General features: G+C 39.1%; 29 protein-coding genes and 1 tRNA gene. 11 read left to right on the top strand and 19 right to left on the bottom strand.

What is annotated here, in order from left to right; genetic code table 11:
- Window positions 1–24: 24 nt before the first annotated feature.
- Complete coding sequence (locus T8I65_RS15415; protein WP_322301424.1) at window positions 25–1,017, top strand: DUF3078 domain-containing protein; 993 nt, start codon at window positions 25–27, stop codon at window positions 1,015–1,017.
- On the opposite strand, the gene T8I65_RS15410 is transcribed toward T8I65_RS15415, so the two are convergent.
- From T8I65_RS15410 to T8I65_RS15390, 5 genes are all read right to left on the bottom strand, one after another.
- Window positions 1,014–2,156 (bottom strand): sensor histidine kinase, encoded by a 1,143-nt coding sequence (locus tag T8I65_RS15410; RefSeq protein WP_322301423.1) that lies wholly within the window; start codon window positions 2,154–2,156, stop codon window positions 1,014–1,016. The two genes, T8I65_RS15415 and T8I65_RS15410, sit on opposite strands and share 4 nt — an antisense overlap.
- Window positions 2,157–2,271: 115 nt before the next feature.
- Complete coding sequence (gene dgt / locus T8I65_RS15405; protein WP_322302809.1) at window positions 2,272–3,618, bottom strand: dGTP triphosphohydrolase; 1,347 nt, start codon at window positions 3,616–3,618, stop codon at window positions 2,272–2,274.
- Window positions 3,619–3,708: 90 nt separating this feature from the next.
- Window positions 3,709–6,168 carry a ribonucleoside-diphosphate reductase subunit alpha gene (locus tag T8I65_RS15400; protein WP_322301422.1) on the bottom strand — a complete coding sequence of 820 codons (2,460 nt, stop codon included), beginning with the start codon at window positions 6,166–6,168 and terminating at the stop codon, window positions 3,709–3,711.
- A 146-nt stretch (window positions 6,169–6,314) separates the two neighbouring features.
- Window positions 6,315–7,292, bottom strand: coding sequence for a ribonucleotide-diphosphate reductase subunit beta (locus T8I65_RS15395; protein ID WP_322301421.1), 978 nt, complete (start codon window positions 7,290–7,292; stop codon window positions 6,315–6,317).
- Window positions 7,293–7,717: 425 nt separating this feature from the next.
- On the bottom strand, window positions 7,718–8,290 hold the full coding sequence (locus T8I65_RS15390) for a DUF3109 family protein (RefSeq protein ID WP_322301420.1): 573 nt from the start codon (window positions 8,288–8,290) through the stop codon (window positions 7,718–7,720).
- 134 nt (window positions 8,291–8,424) lie between these two features.
- On the opposite strand from T8I65_RS15390, the gene T8I65_RS15385 reads away from it, so the two are divergent.
- Genes T8I65_RS15385 through T8I65_RS15370 form a run of 4 tightly spaced genes read left to right on the top strand, consistent with a single transcriptional unit; the run spans window position 8,425 to window position 9,805 of the window.
- On the top strand, window positions 8,425–9,003 hold the full coding sequence (locus T8I65_RS15385) for a MarC family protein (protein ID WP_141876218.1): 579 nt from the start codon (window positions 8,425–8,427) through the stop codon (window positions 9,001–9,003).
- Complete coding sequence (locus T8I65_RS15380) at window positions 9,003–9,197, top strand: hypothetical protein (protein WP_141876217.1); 195 nt, start codon at window positions 9,003–9,005, stop codon at window positions 9,195–9,197. The genes T8I65_RS15385 and T8I65_RS15380 overlap by 1 nt, the downstream gene beginning before the upstream one ends.
- Entirely contained in the window at window positions 9,190–9,573 is a 384-nt protein-coding gene (locus tag T8I65_RS15375) for an FAD-dependent oxidoreductase (RefSeq protein WP_322301419.1), read from the top strand. The genes T8I65_RS15380 and T8I65_RS15375 overlap by 8 nt, the downstream gene beginning before the upstream one ends.
- Window positions 9,563–9,805, top strand: coding sequence for a hypothetical protein (locus tag T8I65_RS15370; protein ID WP_322301418.1), 243 nt, complete (start codon window positions 9,563–9,565; stop codon window positions 9,803–9,805). Before T8I65_RS15375 ends, T8I65_RS15370 begins: the two co-directional genes overlap by 11 nt.
- Here the strand turns inward: T8I65_RS15370 and T8I65_RS15365 are convergent.
- From T8I65_RS15365 to T8I65_RS15345, 5 genes are all read right to left on the bottom strand, one after another.
- On the bottom strand, window positions 9,797–10,105 hold the full coding sequence (locus T8I65_RS15365; protein WP_322301417.1) for a hypothetical protein: 309 nt from the start codon (window positions 10,103–10,105) through the stop codon (window positions 9,797–9,799). The genes T8I65_RS15370 and T8I65_RS15365 overlap by 9 nt on opposite strands.
- A 9-nt stretch (window positions 10,106–10,114) precedes the next feature.
- A complete protein-coding gene (locus T8I65_RS15360; RefSeq protein ID WP_322301416.1) occupies window positions 10,115–11,707 on the bottom strand; it encodes a S41 family peptidase in 1,593 nt (530 codons plus the stop codon).
- Window positions 11,704–12,138, bottom strand: a complete 435-nt coding sequence (locus T8I65_RS15355; protein WP_141876213.1) for a deoxycytidylate deaminase — start codon at window positions 12,136–12,138, stop codon at window positions 11,704–11,706. Before T8I65_RS15355 ends, T8I65_RS15360 begins: the two co-directional genes overlap by 4 nt.
- 88 nt (window positions 12,139–12,226) lie before the next feature.
- Entirely contained in the window at window positions 12,227–12,814 is a 588-nt protein-coding gene (locus T8I65_RS15350) for a HupE/UreJ family protein (protein WP_295180122.1), read from the bottom strand.
- Between the two features lie 301 nt (window positions 12,815–13,115).
- Window positions 13,116–13,349, bottom strand: a complete 234-nt coding sequence (locus tag T8I65_RS15345; protein ID WP_141876211.1) for a hypothetical protein — start codon at window positions 13,347–13,349, stop codon at window positions 13,116–13,118.
- A gap of 223 nt (window positions 13,350–13,572) precedes the next feature.
- On the opposite strand from T8I65_RS15345, the gene T8I65_RS15340 reads away from it, so the two are divergent.
- The 3 genes from T8I65_RS15340 (at window position 13,573) to T8I65_RS15330 (ending at window position 15,662) form a co-directional block, all read left to right on the top strand.
- Window positions 13,573–13,654, top strand: a tRNA-Leu gene (locus T8I65_RS15340).
- A 222-nt stretch (window positions 13,655–13,876) separates the two neighbouring features.
- Window positions 13,877–14,881 carry an LLM class flavin-dependent oxidoreductase gene (locus T8I65_RS15335; protein WP_322301415.1) on the top strand — a complete coding sequence of 335 codons (1,005 nt, stop codon included), beginning with the start codon at window positions 13,877–13,879 and terminating at the stop codon, window positions 14,879–14,881.
- 112 nt (window positions 14,882–14,993) lie between these two features.
- Window positions 14,994–15,662 carry an FAD-binding oxidoreductase gene (locus T8I65_RS15330; RefSeq protein ID WP_322301414.1) on the top strand — a complete coding sequence of 223 codons (669 nt, stop codon included), beginning with the start codon at window positions 14,994–14,996 and terminating at the stop codon, window positions 15,660–15,662.
- Between the two features lie 53 nt (window positions 15,663–15,715).
- Here T8I65_RS15330 and T8I65_RS15325 read toward each other — a convergent pair whose 3' ends face one another.
- The 4 genes from T8I65_RS15325 to T8I65_RS15310 all read right to left on the bottom strand — a co-directional run bounded on the left by T8I65_RS15325 (window position 15,716) and on the right by T8I65_RS15310 (window position 17,250).
- Window positions 15,716–16,138, bottom strand: a complete 423-nt coding sequence (locus T8I65_RS15325) for an SRPBCC domain-containing protein (RefSeq protein ID WP_322301413.1) — start codon at window positions 16,136–16,138, stop codon at window positions 15,716–15,718.
- Window positions 16,139–16,186: 48 nt separating this feature from the next.
- Window positions 16,187–16,609, bottom strand: coding sequence for a hypothetical protein (locus T8I65_RS15320; protein WP_322301412.1), 423 nt, complete (start codon window positions 16,607–16,609; stop codon window positions 16,187–16,189).
- A gap of 10 nt (window positions 16,610–16,619) precedes the next feature.
- The gene (locus tag T8I65_RS15315) at window positions 16,620–17,063 is read right to left on the bottom strand and encodes a hypothetical protein (RefSeq protein ID WP_322301411.1); all 444 of its coding nucleotides are present in this window, start codon (window positions 17,061–17,063) and stop codon (window positions 16,620–16,622) included.
- Window positions 17,064–17,124: 61 nt separating this feature from the next.
- Window positions 17,125–17,250, bottom strand: coding sequence for a hypothetical protein (locus T8I65_RS15310; RefSeq protein WP_322301410.1), 126 nt, complete (start codon window positions 17,248–17,250; stop codon window positions 17,125–17,127).
- 256 nt (window positions 17,251–17,506) lie between these two features.
- Between T8I65_RS15310 and katG the strand changes: the two genes are divergently transcribed.
- Window positions 17,507–19,759 carry a catalase/peroxidase HPI gene (gene katG / locus T8I65_RS15305; protein ID WP_322301409.1) on the top strand — a complete coding sequence of 751 codons (2,253 nt, stop codon included), beginning with the start codon at window positions 17,507–17,509 and terminating at the stop codon, window positions 19,757–19,759.
- A gap of 56 nt (window positions 19,760–19,815) precedes the next feature.
- Here katG and T8I65_RS15300 read toward each other — a convergent pair whose 3' ends face one another.
- From T8I65_RS15300 to T8I65_RS15285, 4 genes are all read right to left on the bottom strand, one after another.
- Entirely contained in the window at window positions 19,816–20,052 is a 237-nt protein-coding gene (locus tag T8I65_RS15300) for a hypothetical protein (protein WP_322301408.1), read from the bottom strand.
- Between the two features lie 84 nt (window positions 20,053–20,136).
- A complete protein-coding gene (locus T8I65_RS15295; RefSeq protein ID WP_322301407.1) occupies window positions 20,137–20,796 on the bottom strand; it encodes an ATP-binding cassette domain-containing protein in 660 nt (219 codons plus the stop codon).
- Window positions 20,793–21,071, bottom strand: coding sequence for a hypothetical protein (locus tag T8I65_RS15290; protein ID WP_322301406.1), 279 nt, complete (start codon window positions 21,069–21,071; stop codon window positions 20,793–20,795). Before T8I65_RS15290 ends, T8I65_RS15295 begins: the two co-directional genes overlap by 4 nt.
- A 51-nt stretch (window positions 21,072–21,122) precedes the next feature.
- Complete coding sequence (locus T8I65_RS15285) at window positions 21,123–21,635, bottom strand: lactoylglutathione lyase family protein (protein WP_322301405.1); 513 nt, start codon at window positions 21,633–21,635, stop codon at window positions 21,123–21,125.
- 111 nt (window positions 21,636–21,746) lie between these two features.
- On the opposite strand from T8I65_RS15285, the gene T8I65_RS15280 reads away from it, so the two are divergent.
- Together T8I65_RS15280 and T8I65_RS15275 are read left to right on the top strand one after the other, a co-directional pair.
- Complete coding sequence (locus T8I65_RS15280; RefSeq protein WP_322301404.1) at window positions 21,747–22,058, top strand: helix-turn-helix domain-containing protein; 312 nt, start codon at window positions 21,747–21,749, stop codon at window positions 22,056–22,058.
- Between the two features lie 129 nt (window positions 22,059–22,187).
- Complete coding sequence (locus T8I65_RS15275; RefSeq protein WP_322301403.1) at window positions 22,188–23,123, top strand: ribose-phosphate pyrophosphokinase; 936 nt, start codon at window positions 22,188–22,190, stop codon at window positions 23,121–23,123.
- Between the two features lie 50 nt (window positions 23,124–23,173).
- On the opposite strand, the gene T8I65_RS15270 is transcribed toward T8I65_RS15275, so the two are convergent.
- Complete coding sequence (locus T8I65_RS15270) at window positions 23,174–24,763, bottom strand: Ppx/GppA phosphatase family protein (RefSeq protein ID WP_322301402.1); 1,590 nt, start codon at window positions 24,761–24,763, stop codon at window positions 23,174–23,176.
- Window positions 24,764–24,879: the final 116 nt, after the last annotated feature.

Here is a 24,879-nt window from a genome sequence, read left to right as displayed (position 1 = left end):
TTGCGATTCTGTAATCCCTACCTGATGAAATTTTACCTACTAAGCTTCCTTTTTATATTTACTTCATTCTATAGTTCAGCTGCTCATATTAAACATGTTAGGGTGAATGATACTACAGCAACGGCGGCTAAGGATACTACTGCTTCAGATTCCATGTTGATCTACTGGACCGAGAAGAACACCTTCGGAATGAATCTAAGTGAAGTGGCTTTCGTAAACTGGAATGCTGGGGGAAACAACTCAATTTCGGCTTTATTTTATGCTGGTTTTGAGCGGGATTTTGAAAAAGACTATACTATTTGGAAGAATTCGGCAAAGTTGAGGTATGGAATTAATGCGCAGGAAGGCAGGGAAATTAGAAAGACAGAAGATGAATTAAGATTGAGTTCCTCCTTTGGTTTTAGAACCGACAGTACGTCGAACTGGTATTATTCAGGTAAATTTAGTTTCAACACGCAATTCACCAACGGTTACAAATATCCTGATACCGAAGTACCAATTTCGAAATTAATGGCTCCTGGCTATACCTTTCTTGGTGCAGGAACAGAATTTTCTCATCCTGTAGAGGATCTTACCATATACCTTTCTCCTATAACCGTGAAATCAACTTTCGTACTAGATCAAAGACTTGCCAACGAAGGGATGTTTGGTGTGGAACCTGCAGTGACCGATGAACTTGGGAATATTATCAAAGAAGGTGAGATGCTTAGAACAGAATTCGGTTTTCTCTTTACCAGTGAATATAACAAGGAAGTTTTTGAGAATATTGATCTTAGTAATCAATTGAGCCTGTATTCAGATTACCTCAATAACTTCGGAAATGTGGATGTAGACTGGCAACTGGCAGTAAATATGAAGGTCAATGACTTCGTAAAGGCCAATGTTGGAACCCATATTCGTTATGATGATGATGTAAAGTTTAAGGAAGATACCAATGGCGATGGTAAACTGGAAACTTCCGGTGCCAGAATTCAGCTAAAGCAAATGCTTGGTGTTGGAGTTGTTTATGAGTTTTAGACCAGGTTCAGTCTTGTGCGTGTTTTACCGGGTTGATTCGCTTTGTTGGAAATCCTGATCTTAAATTCTGTTCCTTTATCTTTTTCGCTGGTGAGTTCAACCGCACCGCCGTGCGCTTCAGCAACCATTTTAACCAGTGTGAGTCCTATGCCCCAGCTTTTGAGTTTAGGGTTGTTATTTTGTTTTCCGTATTGTAGAAAATCGAAGATCGCCTTTTGTTTCTCCTTCGGAATAGGATTTCCAAGATTATGGACAGAAAGCAATAAGTAGTCGTCCCCATCTTTTTCAATTTTTAGCGTGATCGGGGTATCTTTATCTCCATATTTAATTGCATTGGTAATTAGATTTTCGAGCATTCTGCGTACTGCTACAGCGTCATAAATCCCATAAAGATCCTTGTCCGCACAATCTAATATGATCTCTTCAGAATAGATCTCTGAAGCTTCCTGGTAAATAGATTCTATATCGTTATACAGATCTGTTTGAGCATAAGTAAGCATCATCCCTTCACCGGCCTTTACAGTAATACTATCCAGTAATCCTTCCAGCATTTCCAGTGCTTTATTCACACTATTCATGGTCATTTTCTTGACCCTGATACTGCGATCCTGATCTATATCCTCTGTATTTAGCATTTCGATTCCCAATCTCGCGGCAGAGAGTGGATTTCTAATATCGTGAGCAAGCGTAGCAACTAGTTTACTTTGCATCTCTTGGATCGACTTTGTGTAGGCCTCCAGGCTTTTCAGCATAGATTTATCAACACAGCACTTTAAAATATTGTATGCATTATGATCTGTAATTCCATTTATGTTGAGCACCCTAAGAATCACATTATGAAAGATGATATATTCGTGAAGAATTTCATCTGCAGAAAAGCTTCCGGAACTGGCGCGATGTCTCCCATGCTCAATGCTATTACTCTCGATCAATGCAATTTTAGGATCCTCAAGATTCCAGTCAATGATATCATATTGTTCCATGATACCAATAATGTCATTCAGGATGTTAGGAACATGATCGCGAAGTGCGATTCTATTGGCAGAAGTAGAGGATTTTACGAGTTCGAGAACCTGTCGTTCCCAGTCCTCGATGATAAGCTGAGAATTATTCTCTAAAATTTGAGTAACCTTTTTCATAACACTAACTATATAAGTGCCTGATGCTTAAATATTGAAGTGTCAGAAGCTTAAGTCGTGAAATTACTTTAGACTAGAAAGAATAATTAATACTAAACGTTAATTTTTTAACGTTTTAAGCATCCAGACCCTGAAATCGTTTAAAGGAAGCCACGGTTAGACCATCGGTTAGCGAAGCTATATATGAACAGATTGCGATCAACGTATCATAAACTGAATGTTCGTCATTCAAATAGTTTAGCTGTGGAACAGATTTTTTTACCAGTTTTGTGAAGTTGGAATCTTCATTTTCAGCATCTGCAAGGAAAGCCTGGGTATATATATCCAGCAAATAAGTGAGCATTTTAAAGCCGGCAATTTCCTTCCCGATCACCTCTTCGCTTTGATAGATCTTCTCCACACTTATCTTAATAATATCCCGAATCTGAGCCTCGTATTTACTTTTATCGAATAAAGCTTCATGAAATTCTCCTATCAGAATGGCATCTTCATTTTTTAGAAAGATCTCTGCGGCTTCTGTAATTAGTGTGTTAATAGCTAGAGCACGCAAATACGCCAGCCTGTCTGAAGTGGTTTGAAGTTCATGATATTTGGAAGTATTGATGCTGTCCTTTACAAGTTTGATGAGGTATTCCAGAGCGTAATCTTCATCGATGAGTCCAAGATTAATTCCATCTTCAAAATCAATGATCGTATAGCAAATATCATCTGCGGCCTCAACCAAGAAGGCCAGAGGATGCCGTGCATATCCAATGTGTTTGCCTTCGCGCGTCATTTTTAATCCTAATTCTTCAGCGATATCTTCAAAGGTTTCTTTTTCACTCTGGAAAAATCCAAACTTTTTATCTTCGATCTTTGAACTTGGCTTATGCGGAAGGGATTCTTTCGGATATTTTGTGAATGCTCCTAAAGTAGCATAGGACAATCGTAGGCCACCGCTAATTCCTGGTCTGTTTTCTGTAAGTATTCTGAAACCATTGGCATTTCCTTCAAATTTTACCAGATCTTGGTATTCTGCTTCTGAAAGAGATTCTTTGAACCTTTTACCGTTTCCATGACTGAAGTATTCTCCAATCGCTTTCTCTCCGGAATGTCCAAAAGGCGGATTTCCAATATCATGAGCAAGAGCAGCCGCTGCGACAATAGCCCCAAAATCATTCATCTGGTAACCTGAAGAATCCTTTAAATGTGGATGTTTCTGCAACAACTTCTGTCCCGTTAACCTTCCCAGCGACCTTCCAACGACTGAAACCTCGAGGCTATGCGTTAGCCTGGTATGCACAAAATCTGTCTTGGAAAGTGGAATCACCTGCGTTTTGTCCTGCAAGCTTCTAAATGCTGAAGAAAATATGATACGATCATAATCTACTTCAAAACCTAAACGTGTTTCATTCTGCTCTATACGCAGTCGTTTGTTCTTGTCTCCGAAACGTTTAAGTGATAAGAGTTGATCCCAGGTCATGATTTTCCAGTTGTTGAGCTTCAAAAATATAAAAAAGGGAAGCAATAACTGCCTCCCTTTCAACATTCAAATTTGAATTAGCCAAAATTCTTAAGATCCGCACATCAGGCAGTCGTCACCTTCAGCTTCTTTGGATTGTGCAATGAGTGCTTTAAGTTCTTCCGGGGACAGCGCTCCTTCAGTTTCTGTTTTTTCTGAAACTACAGGCTGTGTATTTTCCTGAAGCTTTTCAGCAGCTCGCATAGGAGCTTCCGAAGTAATCGCAACCGGTTCCTGCTTTTTCTCTTTCTCAAGCGTAAACTTAATAGCGTCTACCGCCGATTTCGTTCTCAGGTAATACATGCCAGTTTTGAGTCCGCTTTTCCAGGCGTAGAAATGCATGGAGGTAAGCTTGCTGTAATTCGCGTTTTCCATAAATAGATTCAGCGATTGAGACTGATCAATGAAATAACCACGATGTCTTGACATATCTATAATATCTTTCATGCTCATTTCCCAGACCGTTTTATAAAGTTCTTTAAGGTCCTGCGGGATCACATCGATATCCTGAACAGAACCGTTGTTTCTCATAATAGCATTTTTCACATCTTCTGTCCACAAATCCCGGGTAACAAGGTCCTCCAGTAAATGCTTGTTCACCACGATAAACTCTCCGGAAAGTACTCTTCTTGTATATATATTGGAGGTATAAGGTTCAAAAGCTTCGTTATTTCCTAATATTTGGGAAGTGGAAGCGGTTGGCATTGGTGCCAATAGTAAGGAGTTTCGAACCCCATTTTCTTCAATCTGCTTTCTAAGTTTACCCCAATCCCAGCGACCGCTTAGTTCTTCATCTTTAATTCCCCACATATTAAACTGGAATTCTCCCTGGCTAATCGGCGAACCTTCATACGTAGAGTATGGACCTTCTATTTTTGCAAGTTCCATAGATGCCGTAACCGCAGCGAAATAAAGAGTTTCAAAGATCTCCTGGTTCAGTTTTTTTGCCTCGTCACTTGTAAAAGGCAATCGTAGTTTAATAAAAGTATCTGCAAGTCCCTGAACTCCCAGACCAACCGGGCGATGACGCATATTGGAATTTTCAGCTTCCTTAACCGGGTAGTAATTCCTGTCGATCACCTTATTCAGGTTCTTGATCACTCTTTTCGTGATCTTAAAAAGTTCCTTGTGATCAAATTCATTGTTCTTAATGAACATCGGCAAGGCGATAGATGCAAGGTTGCAAACGGCGACTTCATCCTTACTGGTATATTCAATAATTTCTGTACAAAGATTGGAAGAGCGAATCGTTCCCAAGTTTTTTTGATTAGACTTTCTATTAGCGGCATCTTTGTAAAGCATATATGGAGTTCCAGTTTCTATTTGAGACTCCATGATCTTTTCCCACAACTCTCTGGCTTTAATAGTTCTTCGACCTTTATTTTCAGCTTCATACTTTTCGTAAAGCGCTTCGAAATTATCTCCGTAAGTATCAAAAAGGCCAGGACATTCATGGGGACACATAAGCGTCCAGCTACCATTTTCCTGCACCCTTTTCATAAAAAGATCTGGGATCCACATGGCATAAAAGAGGTCACGAGCACGCATTTCTTCTTTTCCGTGGTTCTTTTTAAGATCCAGAAAATCAAAGATATCAGCATGCCATGGTTCCACATACATCGCAAAAGATCCTTTTCTTTTTCCACCACCCTGATCCACGTATCTGGCGGTATCATTAAATACCCTAAGCATCGGCACAATTCCATTGGAAGTACCATTGGTTCCTGAAATATAAGAACCAGTGGCTCTCACATTATGGATAGAGAGACCTATACCTCCAGCCGATTGAGAGATTTTTGCAGTCTGCTTCAGTGTATCGTAAATTCCATCAATGCTGTCGTCTATCATACTAAGTAGAAAACAGGAAGACATTTGGGGTTTTGGTGTTCCGGAGTTAAAAAGTGTTGGGGTAGCATGTGTAAAGTACTTTTTAGACATAAGTTCATAGGTCTCTATTGCACTATCAAGATCATCAGGATGAATCCCTATAGAAACACGCATAAGCATATGCTGAGGTCTTTCCACGATCTTACCATCCAGTTTTAAAAGATAGGATCTTTCCAAAGTTTTAAAGCCGAAATAATCATAATTGAAATCCCGGTTGTAAATAATAGTGGAGTCTAGTTTTTCTTTATTCTCCAGGATCACCTCATATACTTCTTCTGAAAGTAGGGCTGCCTTTTCACTGGTACGCGGATTCACATACTCATAAAGATCTGTCATCACTTCAGAAAAACTCTTTTTCGTGTTTTTGTGAAGATTTGAAACCGAGATCCTGGCAGCGAGTTTCGCATAATCTGGATGAGAAGTAGTCATCGTCGCGGCAATTTCAGCAGCGAGATTATCGAGTTCACTGGTAGATACATTATCGTACAGACCTTCGATCACACGCATAGCAACTTTAACAGGATCTACAAGTTCATTTAGACCATAGCAAAGTTTCTTGACCCTGGCGGTGATCTTATCAAACATTACAGGTTCTTTATGGCCGTCTCTTTTTACAACATACATAAGCTGGAATTGTTTTTTGGGAGCTTAAGTCTGAACAAAGGCATCCCTGCCCGGTTATGTAACCGGATTAATAATTTTAGATCTTAAATGGTATTCTTAGAAAAGCTCAACAAGCGCTGCATTGGGGGGCGCAGCGCAGTTGGACTTTAGAAATCGGCGTCAAAGCTGATTTCATCTGATTCTTTATCCTTATTCATCACTCCTGCTTTCTGGTATTCGCTCACTCTTTTCTCAAAAAAGTTCGTTTTTCCCTGCAGGTTGATCATATCCATAAAATCGAATGGATTTGTAACATTAAATTCTTTTTCACATTCGAGTTCTACCAGAAGTCGGTCTGTGACGAATTCAAGATATTGGGTCATTAATTTCGCATTCATCCCAATCAGGCTCACGGGAAGTGATTCAGTCACAAATTCTCGTTCGATGTTAAGAGCATCGATAATGATCTTGCGTATTTTTTCCTTCGGAACTTTATTTATAAGGTGATTGTTATGCAGATGTACCGCGAAATCACAATGCATTCCTTCATCTCTGGAGATCAATTCGTTGGAGAACGTAAGGCCGGGCATGAGTCCGCGTTTCTTCAACCAGAATATAGAGCAGAAGGCTCCGCTAAAGAAGATACCTTCTACCGCCGCAAAAGCGATCAGTCTTTCAGCAAAAGAATCTGATTCAATCCAGTTTAGTGCCCAGTCTGCTTTTTTCTTGATAGCCGGGAAAACTTCGATAGCTTTAAATAGCTGATTCTTTTCCTTTTCATCTTTAACGTAGGTATCAATCAAAAGGGAATAGGTCTCAGAATGAATGTTTTCCATCATGATCTGGAAACCGTAGAAAAACTTGGCTTCCGAATATTGTACTTCGTTCACGAAATTTTCAGCAAGGTTTTCATTCACAATACCATCTGAAGCAGCAAAGAAGGCGAGGATATGTTTTATAAAGTAACGCTCATCTGCGTTCAATTTATTTGACCAGTCGGTAAGGTCTTGGTGAAGATCAATTTCTTCCGCAGTCCAGAAGCAAGCTTCCATTTTTTTATACCAGTCCCAAATATCATTATGTTTGATTGGAAAGATCACAAATCGATCTTTATTTTCCTGCAAAATTGGTTCTATTTGAGACATAAATGGGAGGTTTTAAGTATATCGGTAATTTTTGTTCTTTCGTTCTCTAACAAAGATTTAAAAATCAGACATATAAAAGAGGAAACAGGGTAGAACCTTTTCAACAAAGTTTTCAACAATGAAAATAGCTATTATTCTTAGATTTATGTTAAATCACCCATCTAAGCTATTGAATTACAGAACAGTAATACATGTTAAGGGTTTTAGAAGAAAACCATCAAAAATTAGGGGTTTTAGGGCCTTTGTTTAATGTTTTTGACCGGTAGAAACTGATAGGAATTGGCCATAAATTCACTTGATTTAAGGTGTAATCAGGTTCTAATGATCTATTTCTGAAAAAGATTCGGCGTAAAACATTAAACAAAATAGAGATTTGTTAACAGCGGAATTAAATTTCAGAAATGCTAAAAGTGGTATGCGGCGATCTATTTTTTCTGAATCTCATCTGCAATAACAGTTAATTCCTGATACCATTCTTCACCAAACTTTCTAACCAGTGCCTCCTTTACAAATTTGTAAATGGGCACCTGTAGTTCTGCCCCAAGACTACAGGCATCATCACAAATTTCCCAGCGATGATAGTTCACTGCAGAAAATGAAGTGTATTCCTGGATTCTAACAGGGTATAAATGGCAGCTTACAGGTTTTTTCCAGTCGATATCGCCCTGGTTGTAAGCTTCTTCAATTCCGCAGAGTGCTGTACCTTTTTCGTCAAAAGTTACGTAAGCACAATCTGCATTGTTGATTAGCGGAGTTTCAATTTCACCATTTTCGCGGGTGATATAAACACCCTGGCGTTCGATAGCTTCTATACCTTCAGGACGAAGATATTGTTTCACTTTAGGGTAGATTCTTTCCATGATCTCACGTTCTTCTGGCTCTACCGGAGCACCGGCCTCACCATCTATACAGCATGCGCCTTTACACGCAGAAAGATTGCACAAAAAATCATTCTTGATGATCTCTTCAGAAACTAAAGTCTTACCTAATTGAAACATGCTGCAAAGATAAATCTATCCTTTTACAGACCTAAAGAAATGGCCTCCAAAATTTATGGAAATTTAATAATCTCATCGATTGTCAATCAGAAATCTTGAATTACTTTTGCCGCTTATTTTTAAAGGTTTAGGTTATGTTTAAAGTATTGGACTTCAAGCAAATATTCACCGCTGGAATGATTCTTTTTGCGGTAATAGACATCGTAGGAAGTATTCCTATTATTATAGATCTGCGAAAAAAGGTTGGTCATATACAGAGTGAAAAAGCGTCGATCGTTGCCGGTTGTCTTATGGTGGTCTTTCTCTTCCTGGGAAAAGAGATCCTGAATCTAATTGGAATTGATGTAAACTCATTTGCTGTCGCCGGTTCCTTTATCTTATTTTTCCTGGCCCTGGAAATGATCCTGGGAATTAGTCTTTATAAAGATGATGCTCCCGAATCTGCGTCTATAGTGCCTTTGGCATTCCCATTAGTTGCAGGAGCTGGTACGATGACTACTTTGGTCTCGTTGCAGGCAGAATATGAAACAATAAATATCATTGTCGCTATCATATTCAATATTATATTTGTATACCTGGTTCTTAAATCTTCCGGACGTATCGAGAAGATTCTTGGATCTCAGGGTATTAATGTAATTAGAAAAGTCTTTGGTGTGATCTTACTTGCTATCGCCGTGAAGCTTTTCGCCGCAAATATTCAGAATTTATTCTAATGAAGTATTTTATTTATTTCATCATTTTCCTAGCTGTTGTTTTTATTGGAGTGAGCGTAAGTTCACTTGATCTCAATGCTCTTCTTGAAGGTGATAGTGCAAATGCGCTTATCGTTATTCTTGCAAGTCTTTGTGTGATCATTTTAATGTCGATCCTTCTGGTTTCCAGAACGATTTCAAGAAAACATGGGTAATTTCCATTATGATGTACTAATTGTTGGGGCTGGAGTAGCAGGAATTTCCTGTGCACTTGTGCTTGGTTCTGCTCTCGAGAAGCCTTACGCTTTAAATCGAAAAGTAGGTATTTTGTTACATCACAGGAACTCTCACTTAAACTCAGCTTTGCTCAATAATGCCTTCGGAATAGCTCCCGGAACCAATGGTAAGGAGCTCCTTGAGAAAAGTATTCTGCATTTAGAAGAACTTTATACAGATATAGAACTTATTCCGAAGGAGAAAGCGAAAGAAATTTTTTCTCTATCTGAAGGATTCCAGTTAACTACAAACAAGAATGTGTATACTTCAGAAAGACTTGTTATTGCTACTGTACACGAGTCCAATGCGAATTAAAGGTTTGGAGGAGTATGTGATTCCGCATAAAAAAGCAAAAACAGAGAAAAATCGAATTCAATTACAGAATGAAGATCACTTTGTAACTAAGGGTCTCTATGTAGCTGGAACTTTAGCAGGCTGGGGTAGTCAGTATTCAATAGCTGCGGGCAGTGGTGCAGCAGTTGCAACCGATATTCTAACTGAGTGGAATAACGGTGAGCATAGCAAAATCCATGATAAGTTAGCGTAGAAAGAACAGGATCAAACTTATTGGAAGTGTAATTGCGGCAAGGATCATAAGCCCGTGATGCAGATTCCTAAAGATAAGTGCGGTTTTAAGTTTGCTCTTAAAGCGTTCATCCTCATTATGTTTCATGGCGTCACGCATTAATCCTCTTGAAACATTGGAATGATTCACAAGAATATCTTTTTGTAGAAATAGAGAAGTGCTGTTATCTAATAGTCGGAAAGTTACTGCAAGTATAAATAGCAGTAACGGGGTAAGCGGCCAGATCGCTGAAAGGTATTCCAGGAATTCATTCATGAGCATCCTAAAATATTATTTTTCCATCGACAACTGGATTATTTTCTCGATTAATCGATCATCTTCATTTAAATACCGTTCAAATACATTAGTGCCAAATAGTTGCTGTGCAATTTCAGCCTTTAAATATTTCTTTAAAATAGGCTTACGCTCTTCACTAACATTTCCTAAACCAATGTTTTGATATTTTAAATAGCGATTAAAATCATAAATCATCTTATCTGTAATTTCGATCTTCTCGCGGTAATTTTTCCTGGTAATACTGTTGTAAAATGTCCGGTCCTTTTCCAGAAGATCAAATATAAATCGGCTCATATAACCACCTCTTAGAAGCAAGGTGAGCTTTTCCTTTTCCAGATTGGTATCCTTTGGAACAAAAATATCCGGGATGATTCCGCCGCCGCCATATACGACTTTTCCACCGGGAGTGATATAACGAAGACTGTCATTGGTGACAATCGAATCCCGACTGCTTAATTCCCCATTTTCATATCTTTCCATATAATCATTGAAGTAGGACTCATTGCCATTATCATATGGTTTCTGAATAGATCTTCCCGTAGGAGTATAATATCTCGCTATGGTAAGTCTTACCGCGCTACCGTCACCCAGTTCCATTTCGCGTTGTACCAAACCTTTTCCATAGGAGCGACGCCCAACGATAGTTCCTACATCATTATCCTGTAAAGCTCCGGCTACCACTTCACTGGCGGAAGCGGAATTTTCATTAATCAGAACAAAAACTTTCCCGTTTTCAAATTCACCTTCCCTCTGAGCAAAGGTTTCTTCAATGGAACCACTTTTATTTTTGGTGAACAGAATTAGTTTGTCGTCCTTGATAAATTCGTCGGCTATATTGATCGCTTCAGAAAGGTATCCTCCAGGGTTGTCCCTTAGATCCAAAGCGATTTGTGACGCGCCACTGGCTTTTAGTTCCTGTATGGCTTCACTAAATTCTTCATAGGTAGTTTCAGAAAAACGATCGATCTTTATATAGCCCAGCTCTTTGGTAAGCATATAGCTGGCATCAACGCTTTTTATGGGGACAACACCTCTTCTTACATTGAATGTAAGTAACTCGTCTCTTCCCTTCCGAAGAACTTTTAAAGAAACTTTTGAGTTTTCCTTTCCCTTAAGTTGTGCAATGACGGAGTCTTCCGTTACATCGCTTTTGAAAAGAGCTTTCCCGTTAGCATATAATATCCTGTCTCCGCCGCGAATCCCAATCTTTGCACTAGGTCCACCTTCAAGAGCCTGTATGACGACGATAGTATCGTTCACCTGGTAAAAGCTTACGCCAATTCCAACGAAATCGCCTTTCATGTTTTCGCTGACTTTCGCATACTCATCCTTCGGAATATAAACCGAATGTGGATCCAGGTTTTCAAGAATTTTATTAACAGTAATATCTACGATGCTATCTGTATTTACATCATCAACATATTCATAATCTATATAGTCGATAAGGCGATTTAATTTCTGCTTTTTTGGATTGGCAGAGAATAATTCATCACCGGTATCAAAATTAAGTCTCGCACCCAGGACCAATCCCGCAGCACATGCGATACTTAAAAGTAAAGGGGTATATATTTTATTTCTTTTTTTCAATTTTCTTCCAGTTCAGTGATCTGCTCCAGCTCAACGCCAGCTTTCCGAAGAAAGTCCAGCCCGGCATTGTCCTTATAATCAATCTGATAAACCAGGCGTTTAATCCCCGATTGATGAATAAGCTTACTACAGTCCTTGCAAGGTGACATTGTAATGTATAAAGTAGCATCTTTACAACTCTGCGTAGAACCAGCTACCTTAAGGATCGCGTTTGCTTCAGCGTGCAGGACATACCACTTCGTGTAGCCTTCATCATCTTCACAGAAGTTCTCAAATCCACTTGGGGTACCGTTGTAGCCATCAGAAATGATCATTCTGTCCTTAACTATTAACGCGCCAACCTGTTTTCTATTACAATGTGATAATTTGCTCCATTCCCGGGCGATACGAAGATATGCCCGATCAAATTTGAGTTGTTTTTGCTGATTCATAAGAATTCAATAGCTCTTTGCAATGCATTATTAATTACCTGCAAATTAAAAGATTATTGCGAAACTTTATGATTCGTAGTGTTTAAATCTACAATGCCAGATAGGTTTCCTGCAGAATTGGTAGAATGACTCCAATTACGATAGAAGCAGTCACAATGATCCAGTCCCTTTTGGAGACCTTTAATAGATTCTGACAAACAAATCCTATGATCATCACCGCTAACACTACGAGTATTTGTGCAGCTTCGATCCCGAGAGCGAACTCCACCAGAGGCCAGAACTTATTGCTGGTCCCGGAAGCGATCATTTTAAAATAGGAAGAAAAACCAAGTCCGTGAACGAGTCCGAAAAAGGCAGTTGTAAAATAGAGGAGGTTATAATTTGTATTCCGAACTTTTTTACCGGCAGTGGCAATATCGAAAATTGCCGTAGCGAGTATCGTAACCGGAATTAAAAATTCTACATAATTGGGATCTACTTTAAGGATTTTGTAAACCGAAAGAAACAACGCGAGGGTATGACCCACTGTAAATAAAGTTACCAGGCCAAGCACTCTTTTCCAGGTCGTGAAACCATAAGAAGCTACCAGGACAACTATAAAAAGAACATGGTCATAAGCCTGCCAATCTAAAACGTGATCTAAACCAAGCTCGAAATAAACCCAAAATTGTGACATAAAACGAAGTTATAGGGCCTCGAAAGTACGACTTATTCATAAAATTGCAAAGATGAACCTAAGCCTTTCTGGGATGATCCTAGGACTGGAAATATCATCCTTAAGTCTTAGTCGGCTTATGCTAGCTTCTTAATATAACTTCTGAAAGAGTTTATAGCAATACAATGTTCAGGGTTGAATATGATGAAAGCTCTTAATCATCTCAGAAAATAGAAAAGTCTGATTTTAATCTGAAATTCAGGAAGTGTTGAAAAATAAAAAAGCCCTGTAAACAGGGCTCTAATCTTAGGAAGTAATATTCTTAGATTTGTGGAACTTCAGAAGTTGCTTCAGGAGTTACAGTAGTATCCATCGCAGTTTCAGAGCTCATCATTTCAGATGTAGTCTCAGAATCCTGATCTAGAGAAGCTTCAGCATCTACCGGAGTTGCTACCGGAGAGATAGGAGTTTCAGTAGAATCTTCTTTCTTGTCTGTACAAGAGATGGTTGCAACCATAAGAGCAAGTGCTAAAGCACCAAAAAATTGTTTTTTCATTTTATGTGATATAATTTAAAATCGGGCGAATGTATGTCAAAATTCAATTGCTTTTACATCGGTGATAAAATTTTTCTACATTTTACAAAACACTAGTATTTAGTTAGTTAAGAGGTCGATAAAACTGATTGAGTTTTAGGTTGAGTACGGAAGTGTCTTTCCCTATATTTTCTGCAAATTATAAGTTGCGGTTACATTTTTTTTATATTTTTGCCGTCCACAAGCTCGAGTGGCGGAATTGGTAGACGCGCTGGATTCAAAATCCAGTTCTTTCGGGAGTGCGGGTTCGATTCCCGCCTCGAGTACTTGAAAACCCTTACAGAAATCTGTGAGGGTTTTTCTTTGCAATCATTCGACATTAAATTGCAGAATTCAGCTCACTTCCTGCTATCAGTATTCTAAGAGCAGCATTTTTCACTTCAGAAAATTGGCATTGAACCTCCTTTGGGTTTGAACACTGTAAGGTTTTGGATAGAGTTGAGACGAAATCCCGGCCTGTAGAGATACAGGTTTCAAATTTTAAATTTATGACCAAACATATAAATTACTCTATTCTGGATCTTGCAGTTGTAGGTCAGGATATTTCACATTCTCAGGTTTTCAAAAATACCGTAGACCTTGCTCAGCAGGGAGAAAAACTAGGGTATAAAAGACTCTGGCTCGCAGAGCACCATAATATGGTGAGTATCGCGAGCTCTGCGACGACTGTTCTGATGAGTCATGTCGCGGCTAAAACAGATAGTATTCGTATTGGAAGTGGCGGTATTATGCTACCAAATCACTCTCCGTTAATTGTTGCTGAACAGTTTGGAACTTTAGGGTCTCTATATCCAGACAGGATCGATATGGGACTTGGCCGGGCTCCGGGAACAGACCAGGTAACTGCGCACGCGATTCGAAGTGATCGCATGAATTCTGTTTTTAAATTCCCGCATGAGATCGATGAAATTCAGCGATACTTTAAGAATAGCTTAAAATCTACAAAAGTAAGAGCTACTGTTGCTGAAGGGGTTAACGTGCCTATGTACGTTTTAGGTTCGAGCACTGATAGTGCTCATGTGGCTGCAGAAAAGGGGCTTCCCTATGTTTTTGCCAGTCATTTTGCACCTGGACAGTTATTTGAAGCTATGGAAATTTATTACAGAGAATTCCAGCCTTCAGCATATCTTGAAAAACCTTATACTATTGCAGGGATCAATGTGACCGCCGCAGAGACCAACGAAGAAGCCGAAAAACTTTCCACCAGCTCACTTAGAATGATGGTGGGTGTCCTTACTGGGAATCTGGACTATTTGCAAAAGCCCGTCGAAATGGATGCTGAATTACGTGAAGTTCGCGATAATCCCGCTTTACAGCGAATGCTGAAATATTCGTTCGTAGGAGACAAACAGCACATCAAAAACAAAACTGAAGAATTTCTGAAGGATACCGGGGTTGATGAGGTCATTGTTGCTTCTCATATCTACCATCAGGAAGATAGACTTAGGTCGTACCGCATTTTTTCAGAAGTGATGCAGGAAATTAATTCCTAAACTTCCTTAAATGCAGAAGCACAGTCGTTAAGTATGGTTAAATTACTGCATACAGTAGCAAACGTATTTGACTCAAGCACTCATTTCCTTTATCTTGAAAATAAAAAAAATTATGGAAAAGGTAGTGAAGATCAAATCGATTGGGCAGGTAACGCACGATGTGAAGCAATTCATTGTTGAGAAACCTGAAGGCTATGAGTTTACACCGGGACATGCCACAGAAATTTCGATCAACCAGGAAGAGTGGAAAGATGAAAAAAGACCTTTTACTTTCACCAGTTTAAACGAAGACGTTCATCTCGAGTTTACTATCAAGATCTATCCAGATCATGATGGAGTAACGGAGCAATTATCTAAACTCAAGGAAGGTGACGAATTAATTGTAAGAGATACCTGGGGAGCAATAGAGTATAAAGGTCCTGGGTATATTATTGCCGGAGGAGCCGGGATCACACCATATATTTCGATGCTTCGGGATCTTAAGAAGAAAAATAAACTGGATGGTATGAATTTATTCTTCAGTAATAAGACCGATAAGGACATTATTCTGAAAGAGGAGCTGGATAGCATGCTTGGTGAAAATGCTACTTATGTAATTACAGATCAGAAAGACACTAAGCATACAAATGCTTATTTGAACGAGGAATTTCTGAAAAGCAACGTATCTGATCTTAGTAAACAATTTTATATATGCGGACCACCTGAAATGACAGAAGATATCAACAAAACTTTGAAAAATATGGGAGCAGATACCGATGCTGTTCAGCTGGATGATCAATAGTTCTTCTCATATATAACAAAAAAAAGGCCGGAATTTTTTCCGGCCTTTTTTCGTTATGATTGCTCTTCAGTATAAGCTTTAAAACTTTGAAGAATAGATTTCCAGCCTTGCTCTTGCTGATCCACCGGATTATCATCTTCTGTATCCAGGATTTCTTTGATCATTACGTTCCCATCTTCTTCTGAAAATGTTACTTCAGCATTCCTGCCATCTTCAAGTTCATAAGTGAGTTTCTCTTTTTCTCTGACCTCTTTATAAGTTCCGGCGAAGTCAAAACCGACTTTTCCATCTTCAGATTCCATTCGATATTTAAACTTTCCGCCCTCCTTAAGATCATTTTCGGCGTTGGGACATAACCAATCTTTACTGGCTTTATTCCATTTGGTAATATGCTCTGGTTTAGTCCAGTATTCCCAAACCCGGTCTAGTTCTGCATTTATTTTACTCTCAATTTCGATCTTTCCTTCTGAAGCCATAATTATTCTTTTTATTTAAATATATCAAAAATTGAAAGGGCAGTGAGGTCATTTAGCAGACTTATCGGTTTTGTTTAACATTTTCACTTTAGAATCTCCATAGAATGTAAAAAGGTAGTATCCGAAGATCAAGTACATCATTTCTACGGAATCTCTCATAGAATCCTTACTTTCAAAAATCAAGTCTAATGCAAGCTCAATGATTGTAATGCCAGATCCAAATATCAATGCACGTACTAAGTAAGTTTTACGTTTGCGAACAATTTCAGGAGTTTCGTTCCTCATCCGGCTGAAGCTAACGAAAGTTAAAGCTAGAAGACAAATGAGCTTATTCGTTGTAAGGATCCAGTTGTACTCTGTTTCATCTATGCCCAGTACTAGAAATAATATTAGAACGATAATACTTATGACTAAAAGGATCCAACCAGTAATTTTGAAATAACTAGGTAGAAGTTTTATTTCAGTATTCATGATCAAAAATTTACTGAGTAGTAAGTACAGCTGCTACAATAAGCGGTACTGTAATTAAAGCTGATACTAACGCTGGTTTTGTCCAGCTTTTCCGGATGAATTCTTTTTCCATTCCTATATACCTGTTCCAGAAGTATTCTGTGAGAATTAAAGCGCCACCTAAATTCAGCATTAAGCCAATATAAGTAGTGGAGAAATTAAATACGGTATAGGCATGACCAGCAGTATATAAAAGTGCAAAGAGCAGTACCTGCCATTTTCCTTTATTCTCCTTAACGCTGTTCAGGTTGCTCATAAGAATAACTGCCCCAAAGATCGTGGAGAAGAGCAGGCAGAACATGAAAATAACTCTTTTCGAATATAGTGCAGGAATGAGTTCTGTTATTTCATTGTCTTCAAATTCATCGTGGTTATGATCTGTTTCAGGATTGGGGTTTTCAGACCTGTGTGTCATATAGGTTCAGCAAGATTTTTATAATTCAAAATCGAATTTCAGAAAAAGCAATCTATCAAATTTAAATGATGTCATGACCAAAATCTACGATAGAATTCCATTCAGAAATAATAACACTCGCAATAATAGCAAGTACAATTAAAAACAGGATCAGGAGCCAGTCTATAGATTTGAGCAACTTCATCATTATTTAGATATAAGATACAGTGCAGTGTAGGGCCTCTAAATATTCAGTTTTTTATTAAATTAAGGCTTAAAATTAATATTAAAAATTAAACTTTTCACGGTTAGGTTTGAAAACTTTAATTGTATAAATTACAGCAATTCGGTAGCGAGCTATTTAATATAACTATCATTATATAAAAACTATAGATAAAAATTATCGAATACCTTTTCGTAAATTCGAACTCTAATCCAATTTATTAATCTAATATTTTAACAAAATGGGAAAAAATCATTCTGGAAGCGACGATAATCACAAGGTTTGGGAAGTCAATGAATCCAGTAAATGTCCATTTATGGGCGGAGCTATTAAGAACTCTGCTGGTAACGGGACCTCTAACAGAGACTGGTGGCCAAATCAGCTAAACCTTAATATATTAAAACAGCATTCTTCATTAACCGATCCTATGGACGATGACTTTAATTATGCTGAAGAATTTAAGAGCCTTGATCTGGCTGCAGTAAAGCAGGATCTTTATGATCTTATGACCGACTCACAGGACTGGTGGCCTGCAGATTATGGCCATTATGGACCTTTCTTTATACGTATGGCCTGGCATAGTGCCGGTACTTACAGGATTGGAGATGGTCGTGGAGGAGCTGGTTCTGCACAACAGAGATTTGCTCCGCTAAATAGCTGGCCGGATAACGCGAATCTAGATAAGGCGAGATTACTCTTATGGCCTATCAAAAAGAAATATGGTAGAAAATTGTCCTGGGCAGATCTACTGGTACTTGCAGGAAACTGTGCTCATGAATCTATGGGCTTGCCAATGTTTGGTTTTGCCGGTGGTCGTGAAGATGTATGGGAACCAGAGAACGACGTTTACTGGGGATCTGAAAGCGAGTGGCTTGATAATGAGGAAAGATATGCTAAAGGTGAACTTGAGAGTCCGCTAGGAGCAGCACATATGGGATTGATCTATGTGAATCCTGAAGGACATAATGGGAATCCAGATCCGGTAGAATCAGCTACTTATATTCGAGACACCTTCGGAAGAATGGCGATGAACGATTATGAAACCGTTGCTTTGATCGCGGGGGGTCATACATTTGGGAAGACTCACGGTGCTGCAGATCCTGAGAAATATGTGGAAGCTGAACCAGCTGCTGCAGGGATTGAAATGCAGAGTATGGGATGGCAGAATACCTATGGAACCGGAAAGGGAGCTGATACGATCACTAGTGGAATTGAAGGCGCTTGGACAGACACTCCAACAAAATGGAGTAATACTTATTTCGAAAATCTATTTAAGTACGACTGGGAATGTATTAAAGGCCCAGGCGGAGCATACCAATGGCAGCCAAAGGATAATGCCGGAGCGGGAACTGTTCCAGATGCGCATGATCCAGATAAAAAACATGCACCGTTTATGTTAACGACAGATCTTTCTTTAAAGATGGATCCAGAATATGAAAAGATCTCCAGACATTTCCTTGAAAACCCTGAAGAGTTTGCAGATGCCTATTCCCGTGCCTGGTTTAAACTAACACACCGTGATATGGGACCTATCGAAAGATATTTAGGGCCGGAAGTTCCACAGGAGGAACTGCTATGGCAGGATCCAATTCCAAAAGTAGAGCATGAAATCATTAACGATCAGGATATTGAAAACTTAAAATCTAAAATTCTCGATAGCGGACTTTCTACTGCGGCGCTGGTTTCAGCTGCATGGGCTTCGGCTTCAACTTTTAGAGGTTCCGATAAACGTGGTGGTGCCAATGGTGCACGTGTACGCTTAGCACCTCAGAAGGGATGGGAAGTGAACAACCCGCCACAATTAGGAAAAGTGATCCAGACGTTGGAAGGAATTCAGTCAGATTTCAACGATTCACAGGATTCTAAAAAAGTTTCTATTGCAGATCTTATAGTCCTGGCCGGTTGTGCAGCAGTTGAAAAAGCAGCTAAAGAGGCTGGGCATGATGTAAAAGTGCCTTTTACTCCGGGACGTGCAGATGCTACCCAGGAAAAGACCGATGTGGAAGCGTTTGAACCACTGGAGCCTAATGCAGATGGTTTTAGAAACTACTTCGGAAACAGGGATAATATCTCAGCTTCAGCTGAAGCATTATTGATCGATAGAGCACAATTGCTAACTCTAACTGCTCCTGAAATGACGGTTCTGGTAGGAGGAATGAGATCTCTTGGTGCTAATTATGACGGTTCTAAGCATGGAGTTTTCACAGACAGACCAGGACAGTTGACCAACGATTTCTTCAAGAATATTCTTGACTTCGGAGTGACCTGGAAGGCAACTTCAGAAGATGATCAATTTTTTGAAGGAAGAGATAGAAGAACCGGAGAAGTGAAATATACCGGAAGCAGGGTAGATCTTATATTTGGATCAAATTCTGAATTGAGAGCACTGGCTGAGGTGTATGCTACTGATGATGTTGAAGCGAAATTCGTAAAAGATTTCGTAAAAGCCTGGGACAAGGTGATGAATCTTGATCGCTACGATCTTAAGGTTTAAATTAAATTAACATAACATGAAAAGGGTGGCATTTGGCCGCCCTTTTTTATTTTAGGTCAAGCCACGAAATACTGGACAGATTTAAGAAGGAGGCTTACTACAAAAATCACAAATACAGCAAGAATTATAAAGCTAACCAGGTTAAGCACTATACGACTACCTGCAAGGTCATACCTGTTATTGAACTTTTCACTCAGTAGAGATTTTGCTGTTTTTTCTGAATGCAGGGAATGTAGATACAACCATCCTATAGGTTTATAGATTAAATTATGTCCAAATGGCCGTTCTTGCATATTCAAAACTGTCTGTGGTATTCAGGTATTGGAAACCTGTTCTTTTACGTTTAGGTCTGCAAAATATAAAAAATCAGGGAGTTTTTATGTTTTCAGGTAGCCCTCGGTAAGCAGATCTGCTTCAGAAGAAATACTTACTAAATTCCCATTTTTCAGAAGAAAATTTTTAGAGGCAACATTCAGAACATCCTGGTAATAATGATCTGTGATGATAATACCTTTTCTAGCTTTCAGGTTAGTAATGAACTCAATAATGCACTCTTTGTAAAGAGGTTCAACCATAGAAAAAGGTTCGTCCAGTAGTAAAAATGGATGGTCAAGATTGCCCACGAGAAGTAATTCCAGATACCTCCGCTGGCCAATGGCTAGTTCTTTGATCTTTCTCGAAGCAAAATTCCCGACTCCTTTAGCATAGAATATGCGATCCTGAGCTTCTCCGTCTGGATGGAAAAAAGGAATAATATCCTGTACAGTTGAATTCTTCGGAAGAAAACTATCCTGTGGTAAGCAGCCGATTAATTTTTCTGAAATGATGGAGGATGATGTCAGTTCCCGTTCATCAAGATAAATGCTGCCCTGGTCGGGTTTTATTTTTCCGAAAAGAATTTTTAGAAGCGTAGATTTTCCGGATCCATTCCTACCAAAGATTCCGATCATTTCACCTGTTTTACATTGAAAATTCAGATCATTCAGAATATTATCTGCATAGCTCTTTTGAATATTTCGGGCCTGAAGAATTCTCAAAATAGCAACAGGATTATTCCGCAGATAACAGTAATGAGAATATTAAGAAGAAAAACACGACTTAGCAGGAATGATTTGCTAAATCCCAGGTTCTCATACATATAGTATTGATGCTTTTTGAAATAATCAAATGCAAGCATACCTGTAAAAACACCAAAACTGCTAAAAATAAGCAGGGCATACAGGGGTCCGGCAGCGATCCCAATGATGATCGCCAGCGGAACATTGTATGTATTGATCTCTTTGAAATACCTGAAAACAGCATGAGTAAACATCGAATTAGAACGTTTAAATAGGTCTCAAGGTATATATTTCAGTTCACTATTCTATTCTGAATAGGCGCCAGATGAATAAGTGAGTTCATAACTATGCGTATAAATTTCAAATACAATTCCAAAAGGATCTTCAACATAACACATTTTAAAAGGTTTTTCTTCCGGGTAATATTCTCTAATGGGCATTCGCTGTTTCCCACCATTGGCGACAATTTTTTCAATTAGACCTTCAATGTCAGGATCCTGTACACAGAAATGAAACAATCCTGTGTTAAATGGGTTGAATGCTGGCGCTTCTTTTTTGCCCTTAGAAAATGAAAACAACTCGATACCCACACCATCTGAAGTAGACATATGTGCGATCTCAAATTCTTCCCAGTCGTTTCCAAATACATCGATACACATCTGTCCAATGGCAGTATCAGGGTCTTTCTCTACCTTCGCCGGCTTCATGATCGTGTACCACCCCATTACTTCAGAATAAAAATCTACAGCTTTCTGGAGGTCTGGAACAGTAATTCCAATATGTGAAAATGATCTTGGATAAGCGTTTTCTTTTTTCATAACCTTATTGTTTAGAGCTTCAAAATTACGGTATATTAGCCTCGTAAACAATAAGTTACCTAAAAGTGGTATAGGTTATAAAAAGAGTAAATAGAACATAATCAGAGGTTTATGTCGAGAATTATATCTAAGAATATTTGTCCTTTAAATGCGACCATGAACCTTATTGGTACAAAATGGAAACCTTTGGTACTTTTTCATTTACTGGATGGTCCGGAAAGATCTGGTATTCTGAAATCCAGAATTCCAGAGATCAGTAATAAAATGTTCACGCAAACAGTTCGTGAATTGGAGAAAGACTTACTGGTTTTACGCAAGGTTTACCCGGTGGTTCCTCCCAAAGTTGAATATCAACTTACTGAAAAAGGGAAATCTTTGGAGCATATTCTGCGTGAATTGGATGAATGGGGAATGCAGCTGTAGTCATAGATCTAACTCATTAAACAGGGGAACTGTAATTTTTAAAATTCCGTTAGCAAATTATGCCCGGTTCGCGCGGAAGTTTTTCTAAATTTACGGCACAATAACAAACACAACTAAACAACACAACAAATGCCGACTACGGAAGCTAAAATCTTTAACTGTACACAAAGCCAGGAGCTGGCCGAGAAAATCGCCGATCATTACGGCACTCATCTTGGGAATGTGATCACTTCCACGTATAGTGATGGTGAATTTCAGCCATCCTTCGAGGAGTCTGTAAGAGGAAGCAGGGTTTTTATCATTGGTTCTACCCATCCCGGTAGTGACCACCTGATGGAAATGCTTCTAATGCTTGATGCTGCAAAACGTGCGTCAGCAAGACATATTACTGCGGTGATGCCTTATTTTGGCTGGGCAAGACAGGATCGTAAGGATAAACCTCGTGTGCCCATTGCAGCTAAAATGATCGCAAGTATTCTCGAAACTGCTGGTGCAACCAGGATCATCACAATGGATCTTCATGCCGACCAGATCCAGGGATTTTTCGAAAAACCTGTGGATCACCTTTACGCCAGTACTGTTTTTCTTCCATACTTAAAGAATCTTGGACTTGATAACCTGACCATCGCTTCTCCAGATATGGGTGGTTCTAAAAGAGCTTATGCATATTCCAAAGCATTAGAAACCGATGTGGTGATTTGCTACAAGCAAAGAGCGAAAGCAAATGTGATCTCCCATATGGAGCTAATTGGAGATGTTACCGGGAAAAATGTAGTCCTGGTAGATGATATGGTTGACACCGCAGGAACTCTAACCAAAGCAGCAGACCTTATGATGGAACGCGGAGCTTTAAGCGTTCGTGCCATCTGTACGCATCCTGTACTTTCTGGTGAAGCTTATGAGCGTGTAGAAAAATCTAAACTTGAGGAATTAATCGTTACCGATTCCATTCCACTAAGAAAGGAAAGCAAGAAAATCAAGGTGGTGAGCTGTGCAAATCTTTTTGCAGATGTGATGAAGAGTGTAAATGATAATCGCTCCATTAGTGAAAAGTTCATCATGTAACTTCAGTATTTGATACAACATTAAAAAAAGCCGGTTCTAAACCGGCTTTTTTATGCTTGATTCTGTTTGTTTTGTTTTTCTATCGTGATGATCTCGATCTCTTTTCCAGTAATATCCTTAAGGAGATCTGCCTTGCGTAAACCTCCCCAGACTTCCAGTTCCGGATCCCCGAGCGTTGTTATTTGCAACCTGATCTTCTCTGAAGATCTAATGATCTCCAATTCCTGAACGTTCTGGTAGTGACTGCGATCCAGGCCATCGGCAAGACGTAGTAATGCGGCTAGCTTTTCGATCCTTTTGCGTAGTTTCTTGGATAACTGCTTATAAAGATAATGTCTCTTTTTTGGAATAGTTCTTCGGTGATAACGAGCGGTATGCGCCATGATATTGATCTCATCTTCGTTGAAACCACGTAGATCTGCATGTCTTATTATATACAGTGTATGTTTGTGATGTTTACGATAGTTGATATAATAACCAATATCATGCATTAAGGCTGCGTATTCCAGTAGCTCGCGATCTGCTTCTTCCAGTTTAAGATCTTTTTGAAAAGCATCGAATAATTGCAGGCTCATCGCAGCCACATGCCGGGAGTGATCTTCCATCCAGTGACATTTCCGTAAGAGTTCATGGACACTACGCTTACGTGGTTCAGGATAATTAGCGACCAGATCAAGTTTTGGACGTTCCTTTTTGATAAAATCGAGGATCATCCCATCTCGAAGCGCAGCTTCAGAAATTTTGATTTCTTCGATATTAAATTCCTTGATAAGATATTTCACCAGCACCATTCCCGGATTGATGATATCTATTCTTTTTTCATCCAGCTCACTAATATCCTCACGTTCTTGGCGATCAAGCTGAATAAAATCCTTGTAAAGTTTTTTAAATTCTGAAACATCAAAAACCAGTTCGTTCAGGCTCATATTGACCGTATGAGAGTTTCTGTTGGCGATCATGGCTCCTATATTCTCCATGGTTCCGGAACTTCCAATAATGGTTCTAACTTTATGTTTTGCTAGTATTTCTGAAAGTTCACCAAGTTCTTTTTTATAATGTTTTTTTAAGGATTTGATCTCTTCTTTACTAATAGGGTCATTAGAAACAAATTTTGCCGCCATGCGGGCAACGCCGAGTTTCAAACTCTGAGAATAGAGAAACTTCTCATTATTACCCAGAATAAATTCCACGCTACCTCCTCCAATATCTACCATCAAGACCAGTTCTTCGGAAAGAGCTATACTATGCTGAACCGCCAGCCCTATTAATGCTGCTTCCTTACTGCCCGAGATTGCTCTGACTTTGATGCCAGATTCCGCTTTCATTCGTTGAATAAAATCTCCTCCATTGGTGGCTTCCCGTATGGCTGAAGTGGCGAAGGCGATGATTTCTTCCACGTGCATGCTATCGCATAGAAACTTAATTCTTTTCATAGCGTTAAGGCCACGTTGCATGGCTTCTTCACTTAATTTATTATCCATTCCTTTTTCGGCAAGAATAACCATTTCCTTCAGTTTGTCTACCGTTCTAAAACTTCCATCAGGATAAATATCTACCAGTACGGCATGAAAAGAATTTGTGCCAAGATCGATCGCGGCTATTCGCTTGTTGGCATTTACAGTTTCAGATGGGTTCTCCATGTACTTCAGAATTAAATAAGCTTCAATTTATACAAATAATAGATGAACTTCCAGTGAGAGATACCAAAATCATGATCTCTGTAATTCATCTGAACTTTTTAAGGATCAGTATTTTA

The sequence above is a fragment of the Christiangramia sp. OXR-203 genome (genome assembly GCF_034372165.1).
Lineage (GTDB): Bacteria > Bacteroidota > Bacteroidia > Flavobacteriales > Flavobacteriaceae > Christiangramia.
Note: the sequence above shows the minus strand (reverse complement) of the source record. Positions and strands in the feature narration are given on the sequence as shown.

Excerpts from the sequence above, each read along its gene's own strand:
- T8I65_RS15415 (WP_322301424.1), top strand. The coding sequence starts at position 25 with ATGAAATTTTACCTACTAAGCTTCCTTTTTATATTTACTTCATTCTAT.
- T8I65_RS15410 (WP_322301423.1), bottom strand. The coding sequence starts at position 2,156 with ATGAAAAAGGTTACTCAAATTTTAGAGAATAATTCTCAGCTTATCATC.
- dgt (WP_322302809.1), bottom strand. The coding sequence starts at position 3,618 with ATGACCTGGGATCAACTCTTATCACTTAAACGTTTCGGAGACAAGAAC.
- T8I65_RS15400 (WP_322301422.1), bottom strand. The coding sequence starts at position 6,168 with ATGTATGTTGTAAAAAGAGACGGCCATAAAGAACCTGTAATGTTTGAT.
- T8I65_RS15395 (WP_322301421.1), bottom strand. The coding sequence starts at position 7,292 with ATGTCTCAAATAGAACCAATTTTGCAGGAAAATAAAGATCGATTTGTG.
- T8I65_RS15390 (WP_322301420.1), bottom strand. The coding sequence starts at position 8,290 with ATGTTTCAATTAGGTAAGACTTTAGTTTCTGAAGAGATCATCAAGAAT.
- T8I65_RS15385 (WP_141876218.1), top strand. The coding sequence starts at position 8,425 with ATGTTTAAAGTATTGGACTTCAAGCAAATATTCACCGCTGGAATGATT.
- T8I65_RS15380 (WP_141876217.1), top strand. The coding sequence starts at position 9,003 with ATGAAGTATTTTATTTATTTCATCATTTTCCTAGCTGTTGTTTTTATT.
- T8I65_RS15375 (WP_322301419.1), top strand. The coding sequence starts at position 9,190 with ATGGGTAATTTCCATTATGATGTACTAATTGTTGGGGCTGGAGTAGCA.
- T8I65_RS15370 (WP_322301418.1), top strand. The coding sequence starts at position 9,563 with ATGCGAATTAAAGGTTTGGAGGAGTATGTGATTCCGCATAAAAAAGCA.
- T8I65_RS15365 (WP_322301417.1), bottom strand. The coding sequence starts at position 10,105 with ATGCTCATGAATGAATTCCTGGAATACCTTTCAGCGATCTGGCCGCTT.
- T8I65_RS15355 (WP_141876213.1), bottom strand. The coding sequence starts at position 12,138 with ATGAATCAGCAAAAACAACTCAAATTTGATCGGGCATATCTTCGTATC.
- T8I65_RS15350 (WP_295180122.1), bottom strand. The coding sequence starts at position 12,814 with ATGTCACAATTTTGGGTTTATTTCGAGCTTGGTTTAGATCACGTTTTA.
- T8I65_RS15345 (WP_141876211.1), bottom strand. The coding sequence starts at position 13,349 with ATGAAAAAACAATTTTTTGGTGCTTTAGCACTTGCTCTTATGGTTGCA.
- T8I65_RS15335 (WP_322301415.1), top strand. The coding sequence starts at position 13,877 with ATGACCAAACATATAAATTACTCTATTCTGGATCTTGCAGTTGTAGGT.
- T8I65_RS15330 (WP_322301414.1), top strand. The coding sequence starts at position 14,994 with ATGGAAAAGGTAGTGAAGATCAAATCGATTGGGCAGGTAACGCACGAT.
- T8I65_RS15325 (WP_322301413.1), bottom strand. The coding sequence starts at position 16,138 with ATGGCTTCAGAAGGAAAGATCGAAATTGAGAGTAAAATAAATGCAGAA.
- T8I65_RS15320 (WP_322301412.1), bottom strand. The coding sequence starts at position 16,609 with ATGAATACTGAAATAAAACTTCTACCTAGTTATTTCAAAATTACTGGT.
- T8I65_RS15315 (WP_322301411.1), bottom strand. The coding sequence starts at position 17,063 with ATGACACACAGGTCTGAAAACCCCAATCCTGAAACAGATCATAACCAC.
- T8I65_RS15310 (WP_322301410.1), bottom strand. The coding sequence starts at position 17,250 with ATGATGAAGTTGCTCAAATCTATAGACTGGCTCCTGATCCTGTTTTTA.
- katG (WP_322301409.1), top strand. The coding sequence starts at position 17,507 with ATGGGAAAAAATCATTCTGGAAGCGACGATAATCACAAGGTTTGGGAA.
- T8I65_RS15300 (WP_322301408.1), bottom strand. The coding sequence starts at position 20,052 with ATGCAAGAACGGCCATTTGGACATAATTTAATCTATAAACCTATAGGA.
- T8I65_RS15290 (WP_322301406.1), bottom strand. The coding sequence starts at position 21,071 with ATGTTTACTCATGCTGTTTTCAGGTATTTCAAAGAGATCAATACATAC.
- T8I65_RS15285 (WP_322301405.1), bottom strand. The coding sequence starts at position 21,635 with ATGAAAAAAGAAAACGCTTATCCAAGATCATTTTCACATATTGGAATT.
- T8I65_RS15280 (WP_322301404.1), top strand. The coding sequence starts at position 21,747 with ATGTCGAGAATTATATCTAAGAATATTTGTCCTTTAAATGCGACCATG.
- T8I65_RS15275 (WP_322301403.1), top strand. The coding sequence starts at position 22,188 with ATGCCGACTACGGAAGCTAAAATCTTTAACTGTACACAAAGCCAGGAG.
- T8I65_RS15270 (WP_322301402.1), bottom strand. The coding sequence starts at position 24,763 with ATGGAGAACCCATCTGAAACTGTAAATGCCAACAAGCGAATAGCCGCG.